The organism is Paraburkholderia fungorum, from assembly GCF_900099835.1.
GTDB lineage: Bacteria > Pseudomonadota > Gammaproteobacteria > Burkholderiales > Burkholderiaceae > Paraburkholderia > Paraburkholderia fungorum_A.
On the sequence record NZ_FNKP01000003.1, the window covers coordinates 1290235 to 1314812 of the forward strand.

A 24578-nucleotide genomic window follows, 5' to 3' on the forward strand; every position below is an offset into this window, starting at 1 on the left:
TGCGCGCCATGTGTCCGACGAGACTGTACGAGGAGAAAGGTGTTGTCCCAAACAATAAATATCGACCCCGCAATTCGCGAGCAGGCAACCGAGTTTGTCGAACTTCGCCGACGTATTCATGCACATCCCGAGCTGGGTTTCGAGGAACTCGAAACAAGCCGGCTGGTATCGGAAAGACTGAAGGCCTGGGGTTATGAAGTGACGGAGGGCGTTGGCGGCACGGGTGTGGTCGGCCGGTTGAAGGTGGGCGATGGACCGCGATCGATCGGCATACGCGCGGATATGGACGCGCTGCCGATTATCGAAGACACCGGCCTTCCGTATGCAAGCCAGGTGCACGGCAAGATGCACGCGTGCGGGCACGACGGACACACGGCGATTCTGCTGGCTGCCGCGCGTTATTTCGCGGAGACCCGTCGTTTCGACGGCACGCTGAACCTGATTTTTCAGCCGGCGGAAGAGGGCATGGGCGGCGCGGTACGGATGATGGAAGACGGCCTTTTCGAGCGCTTTCCGTGCGACGCCGTCTACGCGCTGCACAACGCACCGGGCGTGCCGGTCGGCTATTTTGTCGTGCAGAGCGGCGCGATGATGGCGTCCGCCGACCTCGTGACGATCACGCTAAGCGGCGAGGGCATGCATGGCGCGATGCCGCACCTCGGACGCGACCCGGTAGTGGCCGCCGCCAGCATCGTGATGGCATTGCAGACCATCATGTCGCGCAACGTTTCCCCGGCCGAGTCCGCAGTCGTGACGGTTGGCGCGATCCAGGCCGGGACGGCGCACAACGTCGTGCCGTCCACCGCCACCATCCTGATGACGGTGCGCACGCTCAACAACGGCGTCCAGCAACTGATCGAAACGCGCTTGCGCGAGATCGTCGAGAGCCAGGCGCGCAGCTTCGGCGTGACCGCGCACATCGATTATCAGGCGGTGACGCGCGTGCTGATCAACACGGAAAAAGAAACCGCGCAGGCGCGTCAGGCGATCGCCAGGGTCGTCGGCGCGAACAATATCCTGCCGATGCCGCCCGGCATGATGGGCAGCGAAGACTTCTCGTGGATGCTCGAAAAGGTCCCCGGCTGCTATGTCGCGCTCGGCAACGGCGCGACCGGTCACGGCAGCTGCATGATCCACAACCCCGGCTATGACTTCAACGATCAGGCGTTGCCGATTGGCGCCGGCTACTGGGCCGCGCTGGTCGAGCAATACCTGAGCGTCTGAGATTCGCCATTGCATGCCGGGTGTCGCGCCCGGTTGCTCGCACTATCAAGTCCATATCGGGGTTCAGATGAAATACAAAAAGACTGTTTGCGCAGCGGGCATGGCGCTGCTCTCTCACTCGGTATTCGCCGAGTCTTATCTGCTGGATGAGCTGGCCGCGTGGCCGCAAATCGAAAGCTCGCAGCAAAGCGGCATCTCGCTCTATGGTGCCGTCGACATGGGGTTGAATTACCAGAGCGTCAGCGGCAATTCGCGCTGGCAGACGCAGAGCGGCGGTGTCCACACCTCGCAGTTCGGGATTTTCGGCCGTGAAGATCTGGGCGGCGGCCTGAAGGCGGAATTCAACCTCGAAAACGGTTTCATGGCGAACACGGGCAGCTTGTCTACCAGCAACACGCTGTTCGATCGTGCGGCGTGGGTGGGACTCAATTCCGCGAGTTGGGGGCAGCTGCGGCTCGGTCTGCAACCCACCGCGAATCTGCCCGAGTTCATCGACCCATTCGGCGAAGTGACCACGAATTCGGTCGTCACCTGGCTCGCGGGCGGGGCAGTGCAGACGCCGAAGGGCGTCGGCTACAACTCGGACCTGGGCCCGGGGTCCAGTCAGATTCTCGTGCGCGAGAGCAATTCGGTAACGTGGACCACGCCGCGCGTCGCGGGTTTTGGCGCGACGTTCATGTACGCGTTCAACGGCACGCAGGGTGTGTCCCCGTATGCGTCGAATCAGGGCGTCGTCGCGTCATGGACGAACGGCGCGCTGTATCTGTCGGGCGCCTATAACCGCGTGTGGAGCGCGCCGGTCGCAACCGCAAGCGGCACGCAGACGGTTCGCAACGACATTTACGGCGTCTCGGCGATCTATGACGTCGGCAGTTACGTGCTGTCCGCGGCATTCGCGCAGGTTGCGCCGGACCTGGCCGGCAACGGCATCGCGCGTTCGTATCTGGTGGGCGCGACGCTGCCGTGGGGACGCAACGCGTTGCGCGCGTCGGTGGTCTATCGCGATACGTCCGGCGTGCGCGATGCTGCCGGCAATCCGGCGAAAGATTCGGCGCTGGGGATGATGTTCGGTTACGACTATTCGCTGTCGAAACGCACGTCGCTCTATGCGCGCGCCGGGTTCATCCGCAATTACGGCATTTCGTCGATCATCCTGAACAGCAATCCTTTGCCGCTGCAAACCGGCACCGCGTCACCCGAATTGGGGACGACGCCGTTGACGGCATCGGTCGGTGTTTATCACCTGTTCTAAGTCGATGGCGAACGCGGCTGGCGATGTTTGTCCAGCCGCGCAATACGCGTAACTCGCGTTCGCTTCGCAAGACTAGCTGTTGATATTTCGCTTCGAGAAGAACGACATGTTCATCCAAAGACAGATAAAAGGAGAAAGACAATGAATGCGGTTCGGTTCGTCAAACTGGTGGGCAGCACAGCCATCGTACTGGGATGTCTCGACGCACACGCTCAACCGGCCGCGCCCGCGCAGAGCACATCGAATTCCGCACGAGTCGCGAAGGACGCAAACCGGCAGCTTGCGAGAGATGTGCGTCGCGCGTTGAAGGATGCGCGGAATCAGGGGCTACGCTTTCGCAACATTACTGTTCGCGCGAATAACGGCGTCGTGTCGTTGAGCGGCAGCGTGCCTGAAGTGCGGCAGATCGATCTCGCGATCAACGCGGCGAGGAATGTACCGGGCGTGCAGTCGGTTAATAACCGGCTTGCGGTACGCAGTGAAATTGCGGGGCGCGGCAGCCAGTAGCCGGTCGCGGCGGATCGATACGGGAGACGGGTTCGGCTGCGGTACGTTGCATGGTGCGTCGCGAACAATTCAACGTGCCCGCGTCCCGTCCGCGATATCTACTGCCTACTCTCGCCGCAGCCGCCCCGCACCCATCAAACCTCCGCCAGCGCCGCCGAACGCGCCGCGTCGCGCGCGCCTTCCTGATGCATGCGTGTGATCAAACCGAGCGCGCAGAACAGCGTAATCAGTACGTGCAGGATACCCAGCGCGACGACCGAAAGAATCGATCCGGTTGCGCCGAGCAGGTACTGCCCGAGAATCGGCGTCGTGCCGGCGAACACCATGCCGCAAATCTGATAGGAAAGCGAAATACCCGTGTAGCGCACCTGAACCGGAAACGATTTGGCGAGGATGCCGGCCATCGCCGCGTAATACAGCGAATGCGGAATCGAAGCGAGCGCCATGCCGAGCATCGCGAGTTTGGTGGAGCCGGTGGCGATCAGCGAGAACATCAACGGCAGCGCGACGATTTCCGGCACCAGCATGTAAATGACCGCTTTTTTCAGGTCCATTTTCGTGGCAAGCACCGCGCCGAACGGTTGCACGATGAGTTGCACAACGATCGCCCCGGTAATCACCGTGAGAAACTGCGTGCGGTCGAAACCGATGCTCGTGACAGCCCACGACAGCGCAAACGTCGTCTTGAAGTAAGTCGCCGACAGACCGATCACGCAAGCGCCCACGCCCATCGCTACCAGCCCCTTGTGGTTACGCAGGACTTCGCCGATCGGCAGCTTCGCCACCTTGTTTTTGTCCTTCAATTCCTGCATGGCCGGTGATTCGTCGACGCTCATCCGAATGAACATGCCCACCACGACCAGCAGTGCCGAGAACAGAAACGGAATACGCCAGCCCCACGTCATGAACTGGTGATCCGGCAGCATCGAGGTCAGCAGGAAAGCGACGGTAGCCAGCAGATTGCCCGCAGGCGAACCTTGCTGCGCGAACGCGGAATAAAGAATCTCCTTGCCCTTCGGCGCATGTTCCGACGACAGCACCACCGCGCCACCCCATTCGCCGCCCATCGCAATGCCCTGCATCAAGCGCAGCAGAATCAGCAGAGCCGGAGCGAGCAGCCCGACCTGGTTATAGGTGGGCAGCAAGCCCATGCCGGTCGTGCAGCATCCCATCAGCATCAGCGTGATGATCAGCGTTTTCTTGCGGCCGACCTTGTCGCCGAGGTGGCCGAAAATGATCCCGCCGATTGGCCGCGCCAGGAAGCCCACCCAGAAAGTCGCAAAAGCCGCGAGCGTGCCGGCTAGCGCGGACGTTGTCGGGAAGAATATCTTGCCGAGCACAAGCGCTGCCGCCGTGCTGTACGCGTAGAAGTCATACCATTCGATCGTTGTCCCAACGAAAGAGGCAATCCCCGCTTTGCGGGCGTTGCGGTGCTGCGTGTCGAGCGTGAGCGCCATCCTGGTACGTCTCCGGTTTTGTGCCGCGAATGCACGTTGCGGACTTGATGTCCGTCTGCAGTTTGTTCGCCAAAAGAACTTAAGGTCCGTTGGCGAACGGAAAGCGCGACTATAGGGACGGCCCGTCAAACGCGTCAATTAAGTGATTACCCTGCGTTCGCTTAACTGGAAACATCGAGCGAGTAGGTGTAAACCCGTCAACCCATTGTAATCTTGGTATCGATATGCCGATAATGTTGTCATGGATGTGAAAACTGCAGTGCGCGTCTTTGACGTGATAAACCTCTTTGCCGAAGTGCGGCAACCCATGATTTACAGCGAGATCGCGCGTCGCACCGAGATCCCGCTGTCGAGTTGTCACGCGCTTTTGCAGACCATGGTGGCCAAGGGCTACCTGTACGCGCCGGGCGTGAAGGCGGGTTACTACCCGACGCAACGGCTGCTTCATGTCGCCCGCGACATCTGCAGCGAAGACCCGTTGACGTTGCTGTTCCAGCCGTTGCTCACTTCGCTGCGCGACGCCACCGGCGAAACCGCGGCGCTCGCGACGCTGGCCGGAAATCGCGTGGTCTACCTCGACGTGATGGAGTCGCGGCAAAAGATCCGCTACAGCGACGAACCCGGCGGCTTCATGTACGTGCATGCGAGCGCGGCCGGCAAGGCCTTGCTCGGCGCGCTGTCGGTGGATGCGCGCTGCAGGCTGCTCGACAGTTGCGAACCGTTGACCGCATCGACCGACGGTTCGGTGATCGACCGCAAGACGCTCGAGATCGAAGTGGAAGAGGGCGTGAAAAAAGGCTGGCATCGCTCGACCGGCGAGAACGTCGAAGACGTGGCGGGGCTGGCGCGCGGTTTCCTGATTCACGGCGAGGCATTCGCGCTCGTGATCGGCGGCCCGAAAGCGCGGCTGCTGAAAAACGAAGCGCGCGCGGTCGAAGCGCTGCTTGAAATTTACGGCCAGATTCCGCCCGCCCTGCTCGCGTGACGGAGTGCTTCACTGTCCGCTGTTCGCGGTCCGCACATGGACAAAACACGCAGCCTGGATTGCCATAGGAAGTTGACATGCGCTGGAAGAACAAACCCGAAGGATCGAACTGGGGCGACTTCGGTCCCGACGACCAACTCGGCAGGCCGAATCTGATCGGCACGCAACAGGTCCTCAAGGGCGCGCGTGAAATCCGCGCGGGTTTGAGTTTTTGCCTGTCGTTGCCGCTCGATTTTCCCGGCGACAACAAGCTGAACGTGCGCCGACATCCGCCCGTGTTGCGGCCGACTTTCAGGGACGGCCTGCCTTACGTCAACTTCCCGTTCGCGCGCAACGAAGCGGGCGCGACCGACGTGGTCAGCGACGACCAGGTACTGCTGAGCCTGCAATACTCGACGCAATGGGACTCGCTCGCGCATGTGGGCGCGCGCTTCGACGCGGACGGCGACGGCGTGCCCGAGAGCGTCTACTACAACGGCTATCGCGCCAACGAAGATATTGTCGGCCCGGTCGAATATCGCGCGAACGAAGGCTTTGCAGCGCACGCGTGCGGCGGCGAACACAGTCACGCCGACGTGCTCGGCATCGAAAATCTCGCGGTGAAGGGCATGCAGGGACGCGGCGTGCTGGTCGATCTGGTCGCGCACTTCGCGCGCGAACATCGCACGGTGGGCTACGACGACCTGATGTTTGCCATCGAAGCCGATCGCGTCGAGATCGAGCGCGGCGACATGCTGGTGCTCCGCACCGGCTTCGCCGAGATGGTGCTGGAGATGAACCGCCAGCCCGACGAAGCGGTGCTCGACAGCCACTGCTGCGCACTCGACGGCCGCGACGAACGGCTGCTGCAATGGATCACCGATTCCGGCATCGCCGCCCTCGCCGCGGACAACTACGCGGTGGAGCGTTATCCCGCGCGCGCCCCGGCCACGCCGGGGGACCATCCGCTGATGCCGCTGCATCACCATTGCCTCTTCAAACTCGGTTTGCCGCTCGGCGAACTCTGGTATCTGCGCGATCTCGCCGCGTGGCTGCGCGCAAATGGCCGCTCGCATTTCATGCTGACCGCGCCGCCGCTCCGCCTGCCAGGCGCGATGGGTTCGCCTGTCACGCCGATCGCCACCGTCTGAGTCTTTCCTCTTTATCACCCTGAATCCGGAACATGGCCAAAGAACGAGTTTTGATTACCGGCGGTGCCGCCGGCATCGGTGCTGCGTGCGCTGAACGTTGCAAGGAAGACGGTTACGACGTGGTCGTGATCGATCGCGTCGGCAATGGATTGATCGCCGATCTGTCGGATCAGCAGGCCACCGCCGACGCGCTCGCACAAGCACTCGCGGATGGTCCCATCACGCGCCTCGTGAATAACGTCGGCGTGGTGGTGCCGGCGAGCGCGGAAGATCAATCGGCCGAAGAACTCGAACGCGCGTGGGCGCTCAACGTGCGCTGTTCGCTGCAATGCATGCAGGCCTTGTTGCCGGGCATGAAGGCGGCGGGTTTCGGTCGGATCGTGAATATGTCGTCGCGCGCGGCGCTCGGCAAGGAATTGCGCACCGCGTATTCGGCGACCAAGGCCGCGTTGATCGGCATGACGCGCGTGTGGGCGCTCGAACTCGGCGCGTTCGGCGTCACCGCCAATGCGATCGGTCCCGGCCCGATCCGCACCGAGTTGTTCGATCGCGCGAATCCGCCGGATGCGCCGCGTACGCGCGCGATCATCGAAAGCGTGCCGGTCAAACGCGTCGGGATGCCGGACGATATCGCGCACGCCGCGTCGTATCTGCTGGATGCGCGCAGCGGCTTCGTGACCGGCCAGGTGCTGTACGTGTGCGGCGGCATGACCGTCGGCGTCGCGGGAGTGTGAGCATGAACGCACGGGCGGCGCGGCGGGCGGGCATTGTGGGCGGGGGCAGTATCGGCATTGCGTTCGCGGTGGTGTTTGCGCGGGCCGGCTGGCAGGTGCGCCTGTTCGATCCGGCCGCCGGGCGGCGCGACCTTGCGCTCGCGGAAATCATGCAACGCCTGAACGAGTTGACGCATTTCGGCTTACTCGATGAGGCCGCCCACGACATCGCCGCCCGTGTCGAAATCGTAACGAGTCTGGAAGCGGCAGCAGCAGACGCCGATCTCGTGCAGGAGTGCGCGCCGGAAATCGAAGCGCTCAAGCGCGAGTTGTTTCTCGAACTCGATCGCGCTGCGCCACCGCACGCGATTCTGGCGAGCGCGTCCTCGTTTCTCGCGGCGTCGCGCTTTGTCGATGAAACGCTGCCGGGTCGCGGACGCTGCGTCGTCGCGCATCCGGGCAATCCTCCGTATCTGATTCCCGTGGTCGAAATCGTGCCCGCGCCTTTTACCGACGACGCGGCCGTCACGCGTGCAATCGGTCTCTACACCGAAGCGGGCCTGAAGCCAGTTCGCGTGGCCAAAGAAGTGGAAGGTTTCATTTTTAACCGGCTGCAAGGCGCGTTGCTACGCGAAGCGTATTGCCTCGTGCGCGATGGCGTTGCGTCCGTCGACGATGTGGACACCGTGGTGCGTGAAGGTCTCGGATTGCGCTGGTCTGTGATCGGCCCGTTCGAGACGGCGGATCTGAACACGCGCGGCGGCATCGCTTCGCATGCACAGAAGATGGGGCCGTCGTATGCGCGTATGGGCGCAGAACGCGGCCAGAACGATCCGTGGACACCGGAACTCGTCGCTGCAGTGGAAGCCGCGCGTCGCAGCGCGATGCCGCTCGAACAGTGGGAAGAACGCGTCGCGTGGCGCGACCGCGCATTGATGGGCTTGACGCGTTATCGCAAAGACTCCGCGCAAAACGAATCGTAGGGAGTATCCGTAGGACCCAGCTTCATTCGCTGTATCACCGCATGACCCGATAAATATATTTGACCAAGCCAGAGACAGTCACATGCAGAAAATCACCGCATTCTTCACGGAGCTGATGCGCAAGTATCTGCCCGATCCGTTCGTGTTCGCCATCGGCCTCACGTTGCTCACGATGATTCTCGCCGTGCTGGTTCAGGGGCAGGCAGTCAGCGCACTCACGCTGAGTTGGGGCAAGGGCTTCTGGGCACTGCTCGCGTTCACCACGCAAATGGCGGTAATTCTGGCGATGGGCTACGTGCTCGCCACCGCGCCGCTTACCGAGCGCTTCCTCGACCGTCTCGTCGCACGCGTGCACGATCCTCGCATGGCGGTGATCGTCGCCACGCTGGTCGGCGGAATCGGCAGCTATCTGAATTGGGGCTTCGGTCTCGTGATCGGCGGCATCGTCGCGCGCAAGCTAGCGCTGAGCATCAAGGGCGTGCATTACCCGTTGATCATCGCGTCGGCCTATAGCGGATTTACGATGTACGGCCTCGGTTTGTCGGCGAGTATTCCGGTGCTGATCTCGACCAAAGGGCATCCGATGGAAGCGCAGATGGGCGTGATTCCGCTGTCGGAAACCATCTTCTCGCCCGCGATGCTTCTGACGAGCCTCGTTGTCATTATCACGCTGCCGCTGTTGAATGCGTGGCTGCATCCGAAGCCGGGTCAGCCCGTGACGGAAATCGACCGCGCGTTGAACGAGGCACCGAAAACGGCGGCGCCGGCCGTCGATATCGACGAAAGCAATACGATCGCCAATCGCCTGAACAACAGCCGCCTGCTGAGCTATGTGATCGGCGCAATCGGCGTGGTCTACGTGGTGCTGTACTTCCACGGCGGCGGTTCGATGGATCTGAACCTGATCAACTTCATCATCCTGTTCCTCGGCATCATTCTGCTCGGTACGCCGATTCGTTACGTGGAGAAACTGAACGAAGGTATCAGGACGATTAGCGGCATCATTCTGCAGTATCCGTTTTACGCGGGGATCATGGCGATCATGGCGTCGTCGGGTCTGGTGAACACGTTCTCGCATTTCTTCGTGAAGATCGCGACGCCCGCCACGTTGCCGTTCTGGGGGCTGGTCAGTTCGTTCTTCATCAACTTTTTCGCGCCGTCGGGCGGCGGTCACTGGGTGATTCAGGGGCCGTTCATGATCGAGGCGGCCAAGTCGATCGGCGCTTCGGTGGGACATACCGCGACGGCCGTGATGCTCGGCAATGCGTGGAACGATCTGGTCCAGCCGTTCTGGATTCTGCCGGCGCTCGCGCTATCGAAGCTGAAACTGAAGGACATCATGGGCTATACGGTGATCATGATGTTCTGGATCGGCATTGTGTACACGGTGGCGGTTCTCGCCTGGGGTTGAGGCAACACATGGCCGCCCGCAAAGGCGGCCTGTTCAATGGAATGGAGTGGTTCGAATGCTGTATCTCGTTCACATGCAGGTTCAGATTCCTGCCGACGCCGACACGGCGCTCACCGATCGTCTGAAAGCCGAAGAAAAAGCGTTCTCGCAAAATCTGCAACGCGAAGGGAAGTGGCGCCATTTGTGGCGCGTCGCCGGCCAGTACGCGAATTACAGCGTATTCGACGTGGAGTCGAACGACGAGCTGCATACGCTGCTCAGTGCGTTGCCGCTGTTTCCTTATATGGTGCTCGACGTCACGCCGCTGGCGCAGCACCCGTCCGCTATTGCGTCGAACTGAAAGGAGTCGCATGCCCTACATCATCGAAACATTCGATAAGCCGGGTCACGCCGACATGCGCGCTCGCGAGCGCGACACGCACCTGGCGTTTCTGGAAAAGCACAAGGCGCTGCTGCTTGCCTGCGGCGCGAAGCTGAACGACGACGGCAGTGGCGCGGGCGGCGGCGTGTATGTCGTCGATCTGGAAACGCGCGACGAAGCCGAACAATTTATCGCTGCCGATCCGTTCTTTCTGGTCGGATTGTTCGAGCGCGTGACGATCACGCGCTGGCGCAAAGCGTATCTCGATGGCGAGTGTTATCTGTAAGCGCGGACAGGCAACGGGTGAGCGCGGCTGATTCGACAGGCGCTATGTAAGCCTGTGTGCGAGTGCTTGCCGGCGGCACGCCCGGACTTCATCCGCGCATCGCCTAGAAGCGGTTAATCATCCCGAACTGCACGCCTCGCACGCTCGCGCCGGGCCACGATGGCGTAAGCCCGGTGACGTTCACCCCCTTGAGCGTCATTTCGCCGTCGCCGCGATTGCGCAGCCAGCCCGCACTCGCATAGAGCAGCACACGTTTCGACAGATCGTATTCGCACGCGGCGCTGAACTGGTCGGCGTTGTCGTCGCCTCCCGAGCGGTCGCGCATGTAGGTATAGCCGAGCGACGCGCGGAAGCGGTCGCTGAGCGCGTAGCGCGCCGACACCGATGCGCCGTCGTTGTGATAGCGCGGCGTGCCGCCGTCGCCGTTGAAGAATGACAGGAATCCGGTGACGGGTCCGTACACATAAGAGACGCCGCCGAGATTGGCGCGCAACGCGCCGTCGCCGTGCGTCTGCTGATGCGCGTAGGAAATGCGGAACGGTCCGTTGCGCCACGCGAGCGTTTCGATGTGGGCGGCGACGCCGTTGCCGTCACCGTCGGTAGAGTCGCGCAGCGAGGCCATCAACGTCGTCGAGAAGCCGTGGAATTCGGGCGACAGATACGTGATTGCGTTGCTCTCGTACGGGGTGATCTTCGACAGATTGTCGAGCCCCGAGGCGATCGTGCCGGCGCCGAACGCGTCGAGTTGTCCCTTGAACGGGATGTAGATCGGCGAATACTGACGGCCCACGCGGACCGTGCCGTAGGGCGTCGAAGCGCCGACCCAGGCCTGACGATTGAAGATCGAGCCGGCAACGGCGAGCGAGCCATTGCTCGAGCTGAAACCGTTTTCCAGGTCGAACAGAATCTTGACGCCGTTGCCGATGTCTTCCGCGCCGCGCACGCCGACGCGTGAGCCGCGATAGGCGCCGGAGTCCATGCGCGCAACGTAGCCCGCGCCGGGGTTGGTGATTTCGATGCTGGTGTCGATCGCGCCGTACAGCGTGACCGAGCTTTGCGCGTGGGCCGTCACCGCGGATGCGGCGAACACGGCCAGCATTGCCGAGCTACGCCGTGCGAATCGGCTGAGCGCGCGCAGCGCGGTGCGTGATCCTGCGGGTTCGCGAAGTGGGTGACGTAAAGGCGAGGCTTCACGGCGCGCGGCATACGGCGCGATTGGTGAGTCGTTCATAAAAGCTGGAAAAGAACCGCACGCAATGCGCTGCGGGGATCGCAAGAAAAAACGGCATGCGGCCAACGCGGAACTGCGTCGACGGCATGCCGTTGCCAGGATTGCGTGCGCTGAAGCGCGTGAAAAGCTAACCGCGCTTCAGGCTCTCGCGTCGCGAGTTATTGCGGCAACGCGTAGGCGATCACGTAGTCGCCACGATCCGGCGACTGACGTGCGCCGCCCGCCGAGATCACGATGTACTGGCGGCCGTTGACCTGATAGCTCATCGGCGTGCCCTGGCTGCCCACGGGCAGACGAGCCTTCCAGACTTCCTTGCCGGTCGAGCTGTCGAACGCGCGCAGATAGTAGTCCTGGGTCGCGGCGAAAAACACGAGGCCGCCGCCGGTGCTGAGCGAGCCGCCGATTGTCGGCATCCCGATCGGGGCCGGCATGTGCATCTGCACGCCGGCGAGGCGGGTGTCGCTCACCGTGCCGAGCGGCACCTGCCACGCGACGCTGCGCGTCTTCAGGTCGATTGCCGTCAGGCTGCCGAACGGCGGCTTCTGGCAAGGAATGCCCAGCGGCGAGAAGAAGCGGTCCTTGGTCACCGAGTACGGCGTGCCGCCGAGCGGTACCGCGCCCATGCCCGCGTTCACTGCTTCGTTGCCGTCCGACGTGCCGCTGCGAGTCGCTTCCTTGACGAGGCGCACCCACAGACCGAGGCGCATGTCGTTCACGAAGATCATGCCCGCGTCCGGGTCGTACGACAGACCACCCCAGTTCATCCCGCCGAGCGAGCCGGGGAAGCTGAGCGACGTGTCGGTGTCCGGTGCAGTGAACTTACCGTCATAACGCATGCCGTGGAAAATGATCCGGCACATCATCTGGTCGATGGGCGTCATGCCCCACATGTCCGAGCCCTTCAGCACTTCCGCGCCGATCTGCGGCATGCCGACCGACACTGGCTGGGTCTTCGAGTACGGCTCGCCCGGGATCGTCGCGGTCTTCACCGGCTGTTCGACGACCTTCGTCAGCGGCTTGCCGGTCAGACGGTCGAGCACGAACAGTTGGCCCATCTTCGTGCCGACCACCAGCGCCGGCACCGTCTTGCCGCCTTCGACCGGGAAGTCGATCAGCGTCGGCTGCATCGGCACGTCGTAGTCCCACAGATCGTGGTGGACGGTCTGGAAGTGCCACTTCTCGACGCCGGTCGTCGCATCGAGTGCGAGGATCGACGCACCGTACGACTCGTCGAGCGAGGTGCGCTTCACGCCCCACAGGTCGATTGCCGCATTGCCGACCGGCATGTACACGGTGTTCGACGTCGCGTCGTACGACATCGGCGCCCACACGTTGGGCGTCGAGCGCGTGAATGTCTTGCCGGCTGCGGGCGCCTGCTTGTCCTGCGGATTGCCCGGGTCGAATGCCCATTTCATCGCGCCGGTGATCACGTCGAAGCCGCGGATCACGCCGCCCGGCATGTCGAGCGACACGTTGTCCGCGACGCGGCCGCCGACCACGATGGTCGTGCCCGCGACGGTCGGCGCGGAGGTCAGTTCATAGAGCGGGTCGGTCGCACTGCCGAGACCTGCCTTCAGATCGATCATGCCGTTCTGACCGAAGTCCGGGCAGAGCTTGCCCGTGTCCGCGTCGAGCGCGACGAGACGGGCGTCGATCGTGTTCATGAAGATGCGGCGACGGCAGACGGCCTGGTCAGCCGGCAACGCAACCGGCGTGATCGGCGTCGAACCGCTGACACTCGGCTGTTGCACCGGCTTCGTCGTATCGAAGTACGCGAGGCCGCGGCAACGCACCCAGACGGTCGTCTTGCTCGGGAATGCATGACGCCACTTTTCGTGACCGCTCGCGGCGTCGAGCGCGATTACCGTGTTGTGCGGCGAGCACACGTAAAGCGTATCGCCAACCTGCAACGGCGTTTCCTGATCTTCCGCGCCGCCGCCGGTCGGGCTGAGCGGCACGTCGCCGGTGTGATAGGTCCACGCAACCTGCAGATCCTTCACGTTGTCGCGATTGATCTGCGGAATGCCGACGAAGCGGTCGCCGCCAGCCGAGTGGCCGTACGCGGACCAGTCGCCACCACCGGTGTGATTTCTCGCGAGCGGGATGCTCGACTCGGTGCCGAACGTGCCGTGCGGAATGAACATGCCATACACGAACAGTGCATTGCAGGCGAGCAGCACGACGCCGACCGTCCACGCAAAGCCCTTCGCAGAACTCTTGCCCTCGAAACGGCGCAGCGCCGGATAGACCGGCGCGAGCACCATTGCCAGCATCGTGAACATGAAGATGCGAGCTTGCAGCGGCCAGAAGTCGATACCGCTTTCCCAGAGAGCCCACAGCGCAGTTGCAATGACCGCGACGATGAAGATCAGGTAGGCGTTCGAGCGGCGGCGCGCGAACTGGATGCCGGCCGCGCAGACGGCGAGGCCCATCAGCAGGTAGTACCAGCTGCCGCCGCGGGCGATCAGCATGCCGCCGCCGATGGCGAAATACAGGCCGAGCAGGAGGCCCACTCCACCCACGACGGACAGGCCGACACGGGCCGCCGTAGATGGTGGCTTAGTTTGAGTTTGCTTGGACATTACTTGTCTTCATTAATACGCAAAAAATAGCGCATGCAAGCGGTCGCCCGAATTGCGGCGGCGTGCATGGGCCAGGTCGTAAAGCCGGCGCGCACTGGCTCCGGCGGTGATGAATCGGCTCGTGCCGGAAGCCGGTCAGGGCTTCCGGGTGATGGCGCCAGGTCATCGCGTTCTGCTGCACATACTCTGGACGAGGATGAGTCCCGTCTGCGCCGTGACGCTGGCGGCATCGCGTGTATTGCGATGCCGGCACCGGATCGAAGCTAACCATCGCCTCTGATTTCGCCGAGGCCCGGGCGGGCATTGCACCGCAGGCTGATCGGACGAACGGGTGGCTCGCGAAGGTTGGACGAAGCAGTGCGCACGTGCATCGGCCCAGTTTCCGCGGGCTGCGTGACGTTGACGCGGATGAGTCACAGCACTCACGTTTTGTGCTAGCAACTAACTAGTTCGTACATTTTAATACAAAAAAGACGGCTTCGCCTTGTTGAGCGCAAAACTGATAATTTCGGCTAAAAGCAGGCAATTTGTGTGTTTTTAACGGCTAAGTTTCGTGCGCGGAGCTGTGATGATCGATCTCTTAATATGAACAGGTTGGTTAATAAGGCATGTTAATTAGCGAGCGTCGACGAGTGGGAGCGCTTTCACTAGTGCCGGCCCACACTTCTTACCGATTACAGCTTGCGTCATCTCGTCACTGCAACAAGACGCGCCAGAAGGCATGTCTAAACGCCCTGACGGGATTTTGCGGAAGGGGAGTTGAAAGGTTTGGTGGGGACTTTTCTGGAAATTCGCGCTGTGTCTGAATGACCCGCATCATCTGATAGGAGACGGGCGAGCGACTCCGCGCTTATCGGCTAAAGATGACTGCCGAGTCCCGCCGTAAAGGCACGAATGACTTCCTCGTTGCGCGTCAGAAATAGCCACTGACTGACGCGGGTGGACACGAGCAGTCTCGCCTCGATCAATGCCGTGACATGCGCCGATACGGTAGATTGCGACAGGCAACTCAACGCGAGAATCGCGTTCAACGGTACTCCGCGCCCGACATCGACATACCCGCTCGTGAAGTATTGATCTGGTGTCTTCAGCCACTTCAGGATATCGCGGCGAAACGGATTCGCGAGTGCCTTGTAAATCAGATTGTCATCGATCATGGAATGAGGAAATTCGTCTGATGGTAGCCGGCCCTGTGGGCAGCGATTGCCAGATCCAGGCAGCGTCAAAGTCGCACCCAGTTGCACTGGCGTGAGAGTGACTTCGCAACGCCTAACGCGGTCTCCTCTCCCAGATCCTGGCTGACCAGGCGTAGCGCCATTTCGATACTGTCGGTGGCGCCTCGCGACAAGTAGAGCTGGCCATCTCGTCCGCAACGCGGATCGGTCAGGCCGGCGCGTGCGACCAGGCAGGCTCCGTTGGATACCGAGGCGAGCCTTCGGACGCCACGTCCCGCATCGCTGAGCCAATCCACGAGTTCGTGATGCAGCCGCCCCGGGTCGGCCATTGGAGAACCCGGTACGACGACGATATCGAATGAAGGAAGTGCATCCCGCAAGCATTCCGTTGTATCTACCGAAATGCCGCTCGAACATTGAACGGGTCCCGGTGATGGACCTACGAGATGCTGTTCATACATCGTTTCTCCGCACAGGCGATTCGTCTCGTGGAAAACATCCATTGGCCCACTCACTTCGAGCAGCCGGAAGCCTGTGTACAGCATCATCGCAACATGCATATGCCATTACTCCGGGAATCTGTCGACGACGAACGGTCGCGCCTCGCTCGTGTGGCGGCAACTTATACGTCGCATTTTCAACATGATGAAAGCGTCTTCGCCAATGGTCGCGAAGCAACCTGCTCTGCAAATTCTGGTGCAGCGGATGTCGCCGTATTCGGGTGTTCCAGTCTAGTCAGCCAGCCCGGACGTGCAAACAGGCGGATGTCTCAGTACCCGGCCAAACGGGCTTGATTTTGTGCCAACGGACTCGCAGAGGCCACGCTGCATGCCGTTTCCGGCTAACGACGTCGGTCCGCGCGACGTTCCCCGAGGCCGTCTTTCATTACACAGACGCAAAAGTCAATTGCCGGCTAGTGAGTCACCGTTTTCAGGACATTGGGGTAATCTGGGCCATCGCTCTTCAATAGAGGCTAGTCGGCCCGACCAGCCCTTCGGCTCGGTGCTGATAAACCACCGGTATTGAACAGGCTCATTTAATCCAACAAGGTCACGGCATGAAAGTCGCCATTGTTATATTCGATGGTGTGCAGGCGCTCGATGTGGCGGGCCCTCTCGACGTATTTGCGGAAGCAAACACGTTCCTCTCCGGGCAGCAGAAATACGAGGTTTCTCTCGTGGGCCCGCGAGCTGGTCCGGTAATCTGCTCGAACGGGATGCAACTTTCGGTGCCGTTTGGCTATGCGGATATCGACACGCGTTGGGACCTGTTGCTGATCGCCGGCGGTCCACAGCTTCCGGACACCAGGCCGCCTGCTGAATTTCTCACGTGGCTGCTGAAGCAGGCCCACGACGCGACGCGTTTTGGCTCCGTCTGCAATGGAGCATTCGTGCTCGCGCACGCGGGACTGCTCGACGGCAAGGAGGTGACGACACATTGGGCTGACGCCGGCCGGCTTGCGCAGGAATTCCCGCAGGTAAGCGTTCAGCCCGACAAGATTTTCGTTCGCGATGGGCGCCTCTTCACGTCTGCAGGTGTGACGGCTGGAATCGATCTGTGCCTGTCGCTGGTCGCGGAAGACTGGGGACACGAACTGGCCGTGCGGGTTGCAAAACGCCTGGTCGTCTACATCCAGCGCGAGGGCGGGCAGTCCCAATACAGTCCGTATATCGGAGCGGGCAGCGATGAAGATCCGATTATCGGCAAAATCCACCGCTACGTGACCAACCATATCACCGACGTGCTGTCGATCGAACAGCTCGCGGGCGCAGTTGCAGTAAGCCGTCGGACCTTCTCGCGATTATTCGAGAAGTACGCGAACGTCACGCCGTCGGTATTCGTCGAGCAGGTTCGGGTCGACACTGCGAGAAAGTTACTCGAGGAGTCGGATGCGCCGCTCAAGACCGTGGCATTCAAATGCGGCTTTCGCAGCGCCACGCATATGCGCACGACTTTCTCGCGGCGGCTGGAGGTCACACCGAAACAGTACCGGCAACGATTTCGCGGCGATGCTGGTAGCGAGTCGCGCGCCGGTAACGCTGTTGAGCAGCGGCTGACCGTTCAATGAGCGAAACTCTCGTCGCTTCCCGCGATGCCCCGCACTCTCTGCCGGATCTTCTTGCGCCTGGCCTGTCGGTTGTATTTTGCGGAATCAACCCGGGCGTGCGGGCCGCGTCGTCGGGGCATCACTTCGACGGCAGAGGGAATCGTTTCTGGCGCGTGCTTCATCTCGCAGGCTTTACGTCAGAACAAATTCGCCCCGAAAACGATCGCACGATTCTTCGCTATGGGTACGGCCTCACCACGGTGGTTGCACGACCAACTGCGCAGGCCGCCGAGTTATCGCGCGAAGAGATCGAACTGGCGGGAGAGACTTTCCGGCGGAAGATAGAGCGATACGCGCCGCGTCACGTTGTTTTCCTCGGCAAGATGGCGATCTTGGCGATGTCGGGCTCGCGCAATATCCAGTGGGGACCACAGGCCGACCTGTTTGGCGGCGCACACGCGTGGGTCGTGCCGAACCCGAGCGGACTGAACCGCGCGTTCGACCTGGCTTCGCTAGTGACCGCCTACGGAGAGGTTCGTGCCGCGGTCGCAGCCACGCCCTGAAGATGCGCGTTATCGCGAAGCGCGTCGGTCACGAACTCGACGAAAGCCCGAATCTTGCCGCTGCTGCTTCGTCGCTCGACATGAAGCAGGTTCACCGGAATCGACTCGGGCTCGAATGATGACAGGATAGTCTGGAGCTTGCCCGTGAGCACTTCGGGAGCCGCCTGATAGGACAGCAACTGGATGACGCCCACACCGTCGACGGCGGCGAGAACCGCAGCGGTACCAAGGTCGACGATCATGCGCGGCTGAAGTCTGATAGGCACTCTGATACCGCCTTCGTAGAACACCCATTCGAGCGGCGCCGAGACGCCGGTGAACGACACACAGTAGTGATTGTTCAGATCCCTCGGGTGAAGCGGCTCTCCGTGCGCAGCGAGATAGGAGGGCGCGGCATACGTCCGGCGTTGCACGAAGCCCAAAGGAATCGCGAATGTCGACGAATCTCCAAGATGGCCGACGCGGATTGCGATGTCCACGCCTTCTTCAAGAAGTCGCGTGGTTCGATCGACGTACACGGCGTTGACGCGGACATCCGGGTAACGCAGCGCGAAAGCGTTGACCAGCGGCGCAACGTAGCGCTGGCCGAACAGGACCGGAGCGGAAATGGTCAACGTGCCGACTGGATTGAGCCGATCCGCTGCAATGCTGGCTTCGGCATCCGTGATGGTGTCCAGCACCTTCCTGCACGCTTCGAGATAGGCGACACCGGCGTCCGTCGAACGGACCGACCGCGTCGTTCGCGCGAGCAGACGTGTCCCGAGACGGGTCTCCAGCGAATTGATCGCACGTGACACTGCACCCGCTGACATACCGACTTTTTCGGCCGCGCCGGTGAAGCTGCCTTGATCGATGATCGCGACGAAGATTTCCATTTCACGCAGTTTTTCCATTGCCTTGCTCTCTGATGATCGCGTCTGTGTGACCCATTCTATGCGCTGTGATCTGCAGGGCGGCGACTCGCCCGGTGGTCTGGCTCAAAGAAGCCACTTATTGGCTCGCGCGGATTCTTTTCCGTCGATCAGTCGGCGGTGCTCGCTATTTTCCCTCGTTTGACGTGATCTTTTTTGCCGCCGGAAAGACACTGTTTCCGGCCGTGAAGCTTATCGGCACATTCGTGGCCGGTTGGCAGAATTCATCCACTTATTGGCCGGAAAACCAACTAGCGAGAACTCGAAGGAATCAGGGGTAACCCGCACAATGACTTCACGCGGCAGATGTCGGTAAGGCCTTAATGAACCGGCCCGCAGGGCGCGCGATACGCGTCATCACGTTGCGTTCCGTCACGTCAGATAGTCAATCAAACGCAGGAGTTACCCATGTTTTCCGCCATGCTCGAAGTGAACCCCATCCCCGCACAGTTCGATGCCTATCTCGGCATGGCCAGAATGTTGCGCCCGGAACTGGAGAAGATCGACGGCTTTATCGATAACACCCGTTACGCCAGTCTCACGCGCGAAGGGTGGCTTCTTTCGCTGTCCAGTTGGCGCGATGAAAAATCGCTCGTGCGTTGGCGGACCACGACAGCGCATCACAAGATACAGCAAGCGGCGCGGGACCGCGTATTCGCGGACTATCGTCTGCGCATCGGTCAAATCGTCAGCGATAACCAGTTGCCTGCCGGAGAGATGTTGCGCGAGCAACGCCTCGATGTCACGGAAACGGGTCTTGGGACCGCCGTGATGCTGCTCGATGCGACATGCTCGCCGGAGTGGCTCAGGCAAACCGGAGCCGAAGCGGCGGTGAACGCCCTTGGAATCGATACGGATGCACCCGGTCTCGTGTCGTGGGATGTGTTCGATGCGCTGCTCACGCCCGGCGATGTAATCGTGGTGGCGACGTGGCGCGACCAGCAGGCGATGGAAGTGTTCGAGCGGGATCGGGTGACGGCCGACGGTTCGCGTCGCCGGAGTATCCGAATTATCCGCGAGTATGGAATGTTCGACCGTCGCGAAGCACCGCAGTACTTCGAGGAGGTGCGGCCCACGGCGTGAGCTGCGCGCATTACAGCATCGATGTGAACGGTCTTTATATTTCGGATATCTGATGAAAAGACCTTCATATGTTCAATCGAACACGACTGGAAACGGAGTCTCCATGAACCCAGGCAATCTTCTAGCAACTGGAACGGCAACGCCTGTTGATGGGCAATCGGCGGCAGTCGATTCTGTGCCGGTCACGGAGGCTTCTGTGCAGCCGGTGACCAGATCGTCCGCGCTTTCACTGCGGCTGGCTACCGGTCTGCTCGGCATGCTGCTGGCGTCGCTGCTGGCCATTCTCAACGAACAGGTCACTGCGCTGGCGCTGCCCGACATCCAGGGGGCGCTGTCAATCGGACACGACGATGGAACGTGGCTGACCGCTTTGTTCGAAGCAGCCAATGTGGCCACCATGGTATTTGCACCGTGGTTTGGAATCACGTTCACGCTCAAGCGATTTACGATCGGTGCCGTGCTCGCGACGATGCTCTTCGGGTTCCTGTGCCCATTGGCACCGAACCTGCCGACTCTTTATCTGTTGCGTGTGCTGCAAGGAATCGCGGGTGGGTGTCTGCCGCCCATGCTGATCATCGTGGCGCTGCGTTATCTTCCGCCCAGGGTGAAGCTGTACGGGCTCGCGGGGTATGCGCTCACGGCCACCTTCGGACCCGCGCTCGGCACGCCGCTGGCCGCGTTGTGGACCGAGTACGCGGGTTGGCAGATGGCGTTCTGGCAGATCGTGCCGTTGGGCATCATCAGTTGTGTGGCGATCCAGAAAGGGCTGCCTGCGGACCCGCTCAAACTCGAACGTTTCGGGTCATTCAACTGGAGCGGCTTTTTGACCGGATTCCCGGCTGTCGCCATGCTGGTGACCGGCTTGCTTCAAGGTGATCGTCTCGACGGGCTCGATTCCGGTTTGATTCGCGTGATGTTTGCGGGTGGCGGGATTCTGCTGGTGACATTCCTTACTAACGAGTGGTTTCACCCGCTGCCGTTTTTCAAGCTGCAGATGCTGTCGCGCCGCAACTTCGCTCACGGACTCACGACCCTTGCGGGCGCGGTCATCCTGCTGGTCGGCGTGGCCGCGATACCAGGCCAGTATCTCGCCAAGGTTCACGGCTACAGGCCGCTGCAAACCGCGCCTTTGTCGTTGCTGGTGGCCGTGCCGCTGCTCTTCGTGCTTCCCTTGACGGCGGCGGTTCTGAACCTGCGCCGCGTCGATCATCGTTGGGTCATGGCCGTTGGTCTGTGTCTGATGATCGCCACGTGCGCGATGGGTAGCTTCATCACGTCCGAGTGGATCCGCGACAACTTCTACTGGCTCCAGTCATTGCAGATCATCGCGCAACCCATGGTGATCCTGGCGGTCCTGATGGGCGTGACGACCGGTTTGCCGCCCACGGACGGCCCGTTTGCTTCGGCGATGTTCAACTCGCTCAAGACGTTTTCCGCCGCCGTGGCAACGGGTCTTATCGAAGGACTGGGTACGGATCGCGAACGTCTCCATTCGAACATGCTCGTGGATCAGCTGGGCAATCACTCGCTCGTGACCAGTCAAAGTATCGACGCGGCGCATAGCCTCGCCGAACTCGCGCATCGGGTCCATGTGCAGGCGGTGGTGTTGACGTCGGCGGATCTCTATCGGGTGATGGCCGGGGTCGCCATTGCTCTTCTCTTTCTCGTGCCCGTGTTGCCCGTGCGTATTTATCCGCCGTGGTGCACCACGCCCCCTTCTTCTCGCTAAGGACGGCAATCATGTCATCCGTTACTCGATTTCCTCTCAGGATTATTTCCGTGGCTGCTGCCACTGTTGCGATCGGTGTCGGCGTGTGGGCTTGTTCCAGTCTGACAGATGGCTCGACGACCGAATCGACGAACGACGCGTACGTCGAAGCCGATTTCACGCTCGTGGCGCCGCGCGTGGCGGGCCAGATTGCCGACGTGTTCGTCGAAGACAACGAGTCGGTCAAAGCCGGGCAATTACTGGTGCGTATCGACGACCGCGATTTCAGGGCCGCGTTGTCGAGCGCGGAAGCGGACGTGGCCGCGGCGAAAGCATCCGTCGCGAACTACGACGCCGAGATTGCGCGGCAGCCTTCGCTCGTCGAGCAGGCGCGCGCCACGCTCAAATCCGACGATGCATCACTCGGCTTCGCGCGCGCCAATGCCGCGCGTTACCAGAACCTCTCGGACGCCGGCGCAGGCACAACTCAGGAACAGCAGCACGCGTCGAGCACGCTCGCCGGAGAGCTGGCGCAGCAGGCGCACGATGCCGCCGTGCTTGCATCGACCCAGCAGAACCTGAACGTGTTGAATACGCAGCGCGATAAGGCGGCGGGCGCGCAGGCGCGTGCCGAAGCGGCACTCGATCAGGCAAGGCTGAACCTGTCATACACGGAGATTCGCGCGGCGGTCGATGGCAAGGTCGGGCGGCGCTCGGCGCGGGTGGGCGCGTTCGTCACGCCCGGCACGCCGGTGCTGGCGATCGTGCCGCTTTCCAACGCCTATGTCGTCGCCAATTTTCAGGAGAACCAGATTACCCGCATACGGCCGGGAGAAAGTGTGAGCATCAAGGTCGACAGTTTTCCCGGGGTGACGATCCACGGTCATGTCGACAGTCTCGCGCCCGCAACTGGCGTCGCCTTTGCACCCATCGCGCCGGATAACGCGACGGGCAACTTCACGAAGGTCGTTCAGCGCGTGCCTGTAAAGATCGCTATCAATCCAGGCCAGGAAGCGGCGTCGGGGTTGAGCGTGGGGCTGTCTGTCGAAACTGAAGTGGCGGTCGGGCGTAATAGCGACGCGCATACAAAGGGAGGTGCCGAAAAATGAACCCGACCGACTATTCTTTCCGCGCAATCGCACTCGAATTGCTGGCCTGTCTCGTGATGGCGGGTTGCACCGTCGGCCCGGATTTCGAACGCCCGGTGTCGGCCACGCCGCAGGTTTTCGATCGGACCCAGGCGGCGCAGGCGGCCAGCAAGCCGGTCGAATCCGATTTCGACACGCAATGGTGGACACTGTTCGACGATCCCACGCTGAGCGCGCTGGAACAACAACTGGCCGATGCGAATCTCGATGTGGCCGCGGCTTCGGCGCGACTGCGGCAAAGCCGCGCCGAGCAGCGCGTAGCGGGCGCGGCGGAATATCCCACGCTCGACGGCGCTGCGTCGTACAACCGCGAGCGCGGCAGCCCCAACGGGATTCTGGGCCTGCTCGGGGTTAGCCCGAACGGGAGTCAATCGCAATCCGCATCGGGGAGCACGCCGCTTGGCGTCGCGCCGCTGCCGGGGTCGTCGGGTTCGCCCGCTTACAACCTCCATCAGGCTGGCTTCGACGCATCGTGGGAACTCGATATCTGGGGCGGCGTCCGGCGTGGTGTAGAGGCCGCGTCGGCCTCAGCGGATGCTTCATACGAGGATCGGAACGCCGTTCTGCTCTCGGCTCGTGCCGAACTCGCGAGAGACTATATCGAGTTGCGCGAAACCCAGTCGCTTCTGCGGATCGCGAGAGAGAATCTCGACATTGCCCGCAATACGGCGAAGCTCACACAAATACGCGCGAAGGAGGGCGTGACCACCGATCTGGATGTGGCGAATGCATCCGCGCAGGCAGCGTCGATCGAAAGTCTGATCCCGACACTGGAATCGCGATGCGAAACCACGATCAACGCGATTGGCGTGCTGCTCGCCAAAGAACCGGGAGCGCTCCAGCAAACCCTCGGCGACGCGCACGATGTGCCGGCACTCCCGGCGCAAGTGCCAATCGGATTTCCGTCGGAACTCGTGCAACGCCGACCCGATATCAGAAGGGCGGAAGCGCAGTTGCATGCGGCCACCGCTTCGATTGGCATGGCGAAAGCGGATTTCTATCCGCGTATATCGCTCAATGGCAGCGCGGGTTTTCAAAGCCTTCAGCTTTCGAGTCTTGCTAACTGGGCGTCGGGGCAGTTCGTAGTCGGGCCATCCATCACGATGCCGATTTTCGAGGGCGGGCGTCTGAAGGGAACGCTGCAACTGCGTGAGGCGCAGCAGCAGGAGGCGGCCATTGTCTATCGGCACACGGTGCTGGACGCCTGGCGCCAGGTGGACGATTCGCTCGTCGTCTACGACGCGGAGCAGTTGCGTCAGGAGCGGCTGTCCGCTGTAGTCGCACTGAATCAGCGGGCACTCTCGATCGCGCAGCAGCGCTACAAGGGCGGCGCGCTCGACTATCTCGACGTGCTGAACGTGCAGAAGCAACTGCTCGACGCGCAGAGCAACCTAGAACAGAGCAAGGCGACGGCCGACGCGAATCTGATCACGCTTTGCAAGGCGCTCGGCGGCGGCTGGCAATCGACTTACGCCGATCCCTATGTGTCGCGCTGAGCGAGATCGGGAGATGAGAGATTGCCGACGATGCGGGCGGCGGTTCTGGTGCAGCGGATATCGCAGAGCCGGTGAGGTTTAGTCGTCCCGCAGTCGCGCAATGGGTCGAAGAATTCAGGCGTCTCGCTGCGAGGCAAACGGAAAGCGTGACTGTGATGTCGTCGGTGCTCTCCTGAGCGACGCTCAATAGTCTGGGCGATGTGGAGCGCAAGGATTATCAGCGGTATAGCCGGCAATTCAGGCATCGGATATGAGACCCCGCTATCTTTCGAAGTATCAGACAACGCTCTATTCAATCTGCCCACTGATCATGAATAAAATTACA

22 protein-coding genes are annotated in these 24578 nt (G+C 61.7%); 16 read left to right on the forward strand and 6 right to left on the reverse strand.

Annotated features, from left to right (window positions below):
* Positions 1-42 precede the first annotated feature (42 nt).
* The 3 genes from BLS41_RS34930 to BLS41_RS34940 all read left to right on the forward strand — a co-directional run bounded on the left by BLS41_RS34930 (position 43) and on the right by BLS41_RS34940 (position 2983).
* Entirely contained in the window at positions 43-1224 is a 1182-nt protein-coding gene (locus tag BLS41_RS34930; RefSeq protein ID WP_074772702.1) for a M20 aminoacylase family protein, read from the forward strand.
* Between the two features lie 67 nt (positions 1225-1291).
* Entirely contained in the window at positions 1292-2476 is a 1185-nt protein-coding gene (locus tag BLS41_RS34935) for a porin (RefSeq protein ID WP_074773520.1), read from the forward strand.
* Between the two features lie 141 nt (positions 2477-2617).
* A complete protein-coding gene (locus BLS41_RS34940) occupies positions 2618-2983 on the forward strand; it encodes a BON domain-containing protein (protein WP_074772705.1) in 366 nt (121 codons plus the stop codon).
* A gap of 134 nt (positions 2984-3117) precedes the next feature.
* Here BLS41_RS34940 and BLS41_RS34945 read toward each other — a convergent pair whose 3' ends face one another.
* Positions 3118-4440: an MFS transporter gene (locus BLS41_RS34945; RefSeq protein ID WP_074772708.1), complete on the reverse strand. Its 1323-nt coding sequence runs from the start codon at positions 4438-4440 to the stop codon at positions 3118-3120.
* Between the two features lie 241 nt (positions 4441-4681).
* On the opposite strand from BLS41_RS34945, the gene BLS41_RS34950 reads away from it, so the two are divergent.
* From BLS41_RS34950 to BLS41_RS34980, 7 genes are all read left to right on the forward strand, one after another.
* A complete protein-coding gene (locus BLS41_RS34950; RefSeq protein WP_074772711.1) occupies positions 4682-5425 on the forward strand; it encodes an IclR family transcriptional regulator in 744 nt (247 codons plus the stop codon).
* Positions 5426-5502: 77 nt separating this feature from the next.
* Complete coding sequence (locus BLS41_RS34955) at positions 5503-6555, forward strand: cyclase family protein (protein ID WP_074772714.1); 1053 nt, start codon at positions 5503-5505, stop codon at positions 6553-6555.
* A gap of 32 nt (positions 6556-6587) precedes the next feature.
* A complete protein-coding gene (locus BLS41_RS34960; protein ID WP_074772717.1) occupies positions 6588-7289 on the forward strand; it encodes an SDR family oxidoreductase in 702 nt (233 codons plus the stop codon).
* A 2-nt stretch (positions 7290-7291) separates the two neighbouring features.
* Positions 7292-8251, forward strand: coding sequence for a 3-hydroxyacyl-CoA dehydrogenase (locus BLS41_RS34965; RefSeq protein ID WP_074772720.1), 960 nt, complete (start codon positions 7292-7294; stop codon positions 8249-8251).
* A gap of 82 nt (positions 8252-8333) precedes the next feature.
* On the forward strand, positions 8334-9662 hold the full coding sequence (locus BLS41_RS34970; protein WP_074772723.1) for a short-chain fatty acid transporter: 1329 nt from the start codon (positions 8334-8336) through the stop codon (positions 9660-9662).
* Positions 9663-9717: 55 nt separating this feature from the next.
* Positions 9718-10002 (forward strand): muconolactone Delta-isomerase, encoded by a 285-nt coding sequence (gene catC / locus BLS41_RS34975; protein WP_074772726.1) that lies wholly within the window; start codon positions 9718-9720, stop codon positions 10000-10002.
* A gap of 10 nt (positions 10003-10012) precedes the next feature.
* Complete coding sequence (locus BLS41_RS34980; protein ID WP_074772729.1) at positions 10013-10309, forward strand: YciI family protein; 297 nt, start codon at positions 10013-10015, stop codon at positions 10307-10309.
* 103 nt (positions 10310-10412) lie between these two features.
* Here BLS41_RS34980 and BLS41_RS34985 read toward each other — a convergent pair whose 3' ends face one another.
* The 4 genes from BLS41_RS34985 to BLS41_RS35000 all read right to left on the reverse strand — a co-directional run bounded on the left by BLS41_RS34985 (position 10413) and on the right by BLS41_RS35000 (position 15857).
* Entirely contained in the window at positions 10413-11540 is a 1128-nt protein-coding gene (locus BLS41_RS34985) for a porin (RefSeq protein ID WP_083380241.1), read from the reverse strand.
* Between the two features lie 158 nt (positions 11541-11698).
* Positions 11699-14122, reverse strand: a complete 2424-nt coding sequence (locus BLS41_RS34990) for a membrane-bound PQQ-dependent dehydrogenase, glucose/quinate/shikimate family (RefSeq protein WP_074772735.1) — start codon at positions 14120-14122, stop codon at positions 11699-11701.
* An 857-nt stretch (positions 14123-14979) separates the two neighbouring features.
* Positions 14980-15279, reverse strand: coding sequence for an ArsR/SmtB family transcription factor (locus BLS41_RS34995; RefSeq protein ID WP_074772739.1), 300 nt, complete (start codon positions 15277-15279; stop codon positions 14980-14982).
* 65 nt (positions 15280-15344) lie between these two features.
* Positions 15345-15857: a DJ-1/PfpI family protein gene (locus BLS41_RS35000; RefSeq protein WP_074772742.1), complete on the reverse strand. Its 513-nt coding sequence runs from the start codon at positions 15855-15857 to the stop codon at positions 15345-15347.
* Between the two features lie 497 nt (positions 15858-16354).
* On the opposite strand from BLS41_RS35000, the gene BLS41_RS35005 reads away from it, so the two are divergent.
* Positions 16355-17365: a GlxA family transcriptional regulator gene (locus BLS41_RS35005; RefSeq protein WP_074772744.1), complete on the forward strand. Its 1011-nt coding sequence runs from the start codon at positions 16355-16357 to the stop codon at positions 17363-17365.
* Positions 17362-17907 (forward strand): G/U mismatch-specific DNA glycosylase, encoded by a 546-nt coding sequence (gene mug / locus BLS41_RS35010; protein ID WP_074772747.1) that lies wholly within the window; start codon positions 17362-17364, stop codon positions 17905-17907. Before BLS41_RS35005 ends, mug begins: the two co-directional genes overlap by 4 nt.
* On the opposite strand, the gene BLS41_RS35015 is transcribed toward mug, so the two are convergent.
* Positions 17868-18800: a LysR family transcriptional regulator gene (locus tag BLS41_RS35015; protein WP_074772750.1), complete on the reverse strand. Its 933-nt coding sequence runs from the start codon at positions 18798-18800 to the stop codon at positions 17868-17870. The genes mug and BLS41_RS35015 overlap by 40 nt on opposite strands.
* Before the next feature lie 426 nt (positions 18801-19226).
* On the opposite strand from BLS41_RS35015, the gene BLS41_RS35020 reads away from it, so the two are divergent.
* From BLS41_RS35020 to BLS41_RS35035, 4 genes are all read left to right on the forward strand, one after another.
* Positions 19227-19901, forward strand: a complete 675-nt coding sequence (locus BLS41_RS35020; protein WP_074772753.1) for an antibiotic biosynthesis monooxygenase family protein — start codon at positions 19227-19229, stop codon at positions 19899-19901.
* Between the two features lie 103 nt (positions 19902-20004).
* Entirely contained in the window at positions 20005-21630 is a 1626-nt protein-coding gene (locus BLS41_RS35025) for an MFS transporter (RefSeq protein WP_074772756.1), read from the forward strand.
* A gap of 11 nt (positions 21631-21641) precedes the next feature.
* Complete coding sequence (locus BLS41_RS35030) at positions 21642-22718, forward strand: HlyD family secretion protein (protein ID WP_074772760.1); 1077 nt, start codon at positions 21642-21644, stop codon at positions 22716-22718.
* The gene (locus BLS41_RS35035; protein WP_074772763.1) at positions 22715-24253 is read left to right on the forward strand and encodes an efflux transporter outer membrane subunit; all 1539 of its coding nucleotides are present in this window, start codon (positions 22715-22717) and stop codon (positions 24251-24253) included. Before BLS41_RS35030 ends, BLS41_RS35035 begins: the two co-directional genes overlap by 4 nt.
* Positions 24254-24578: the final 325 nt, after the last annotated feature.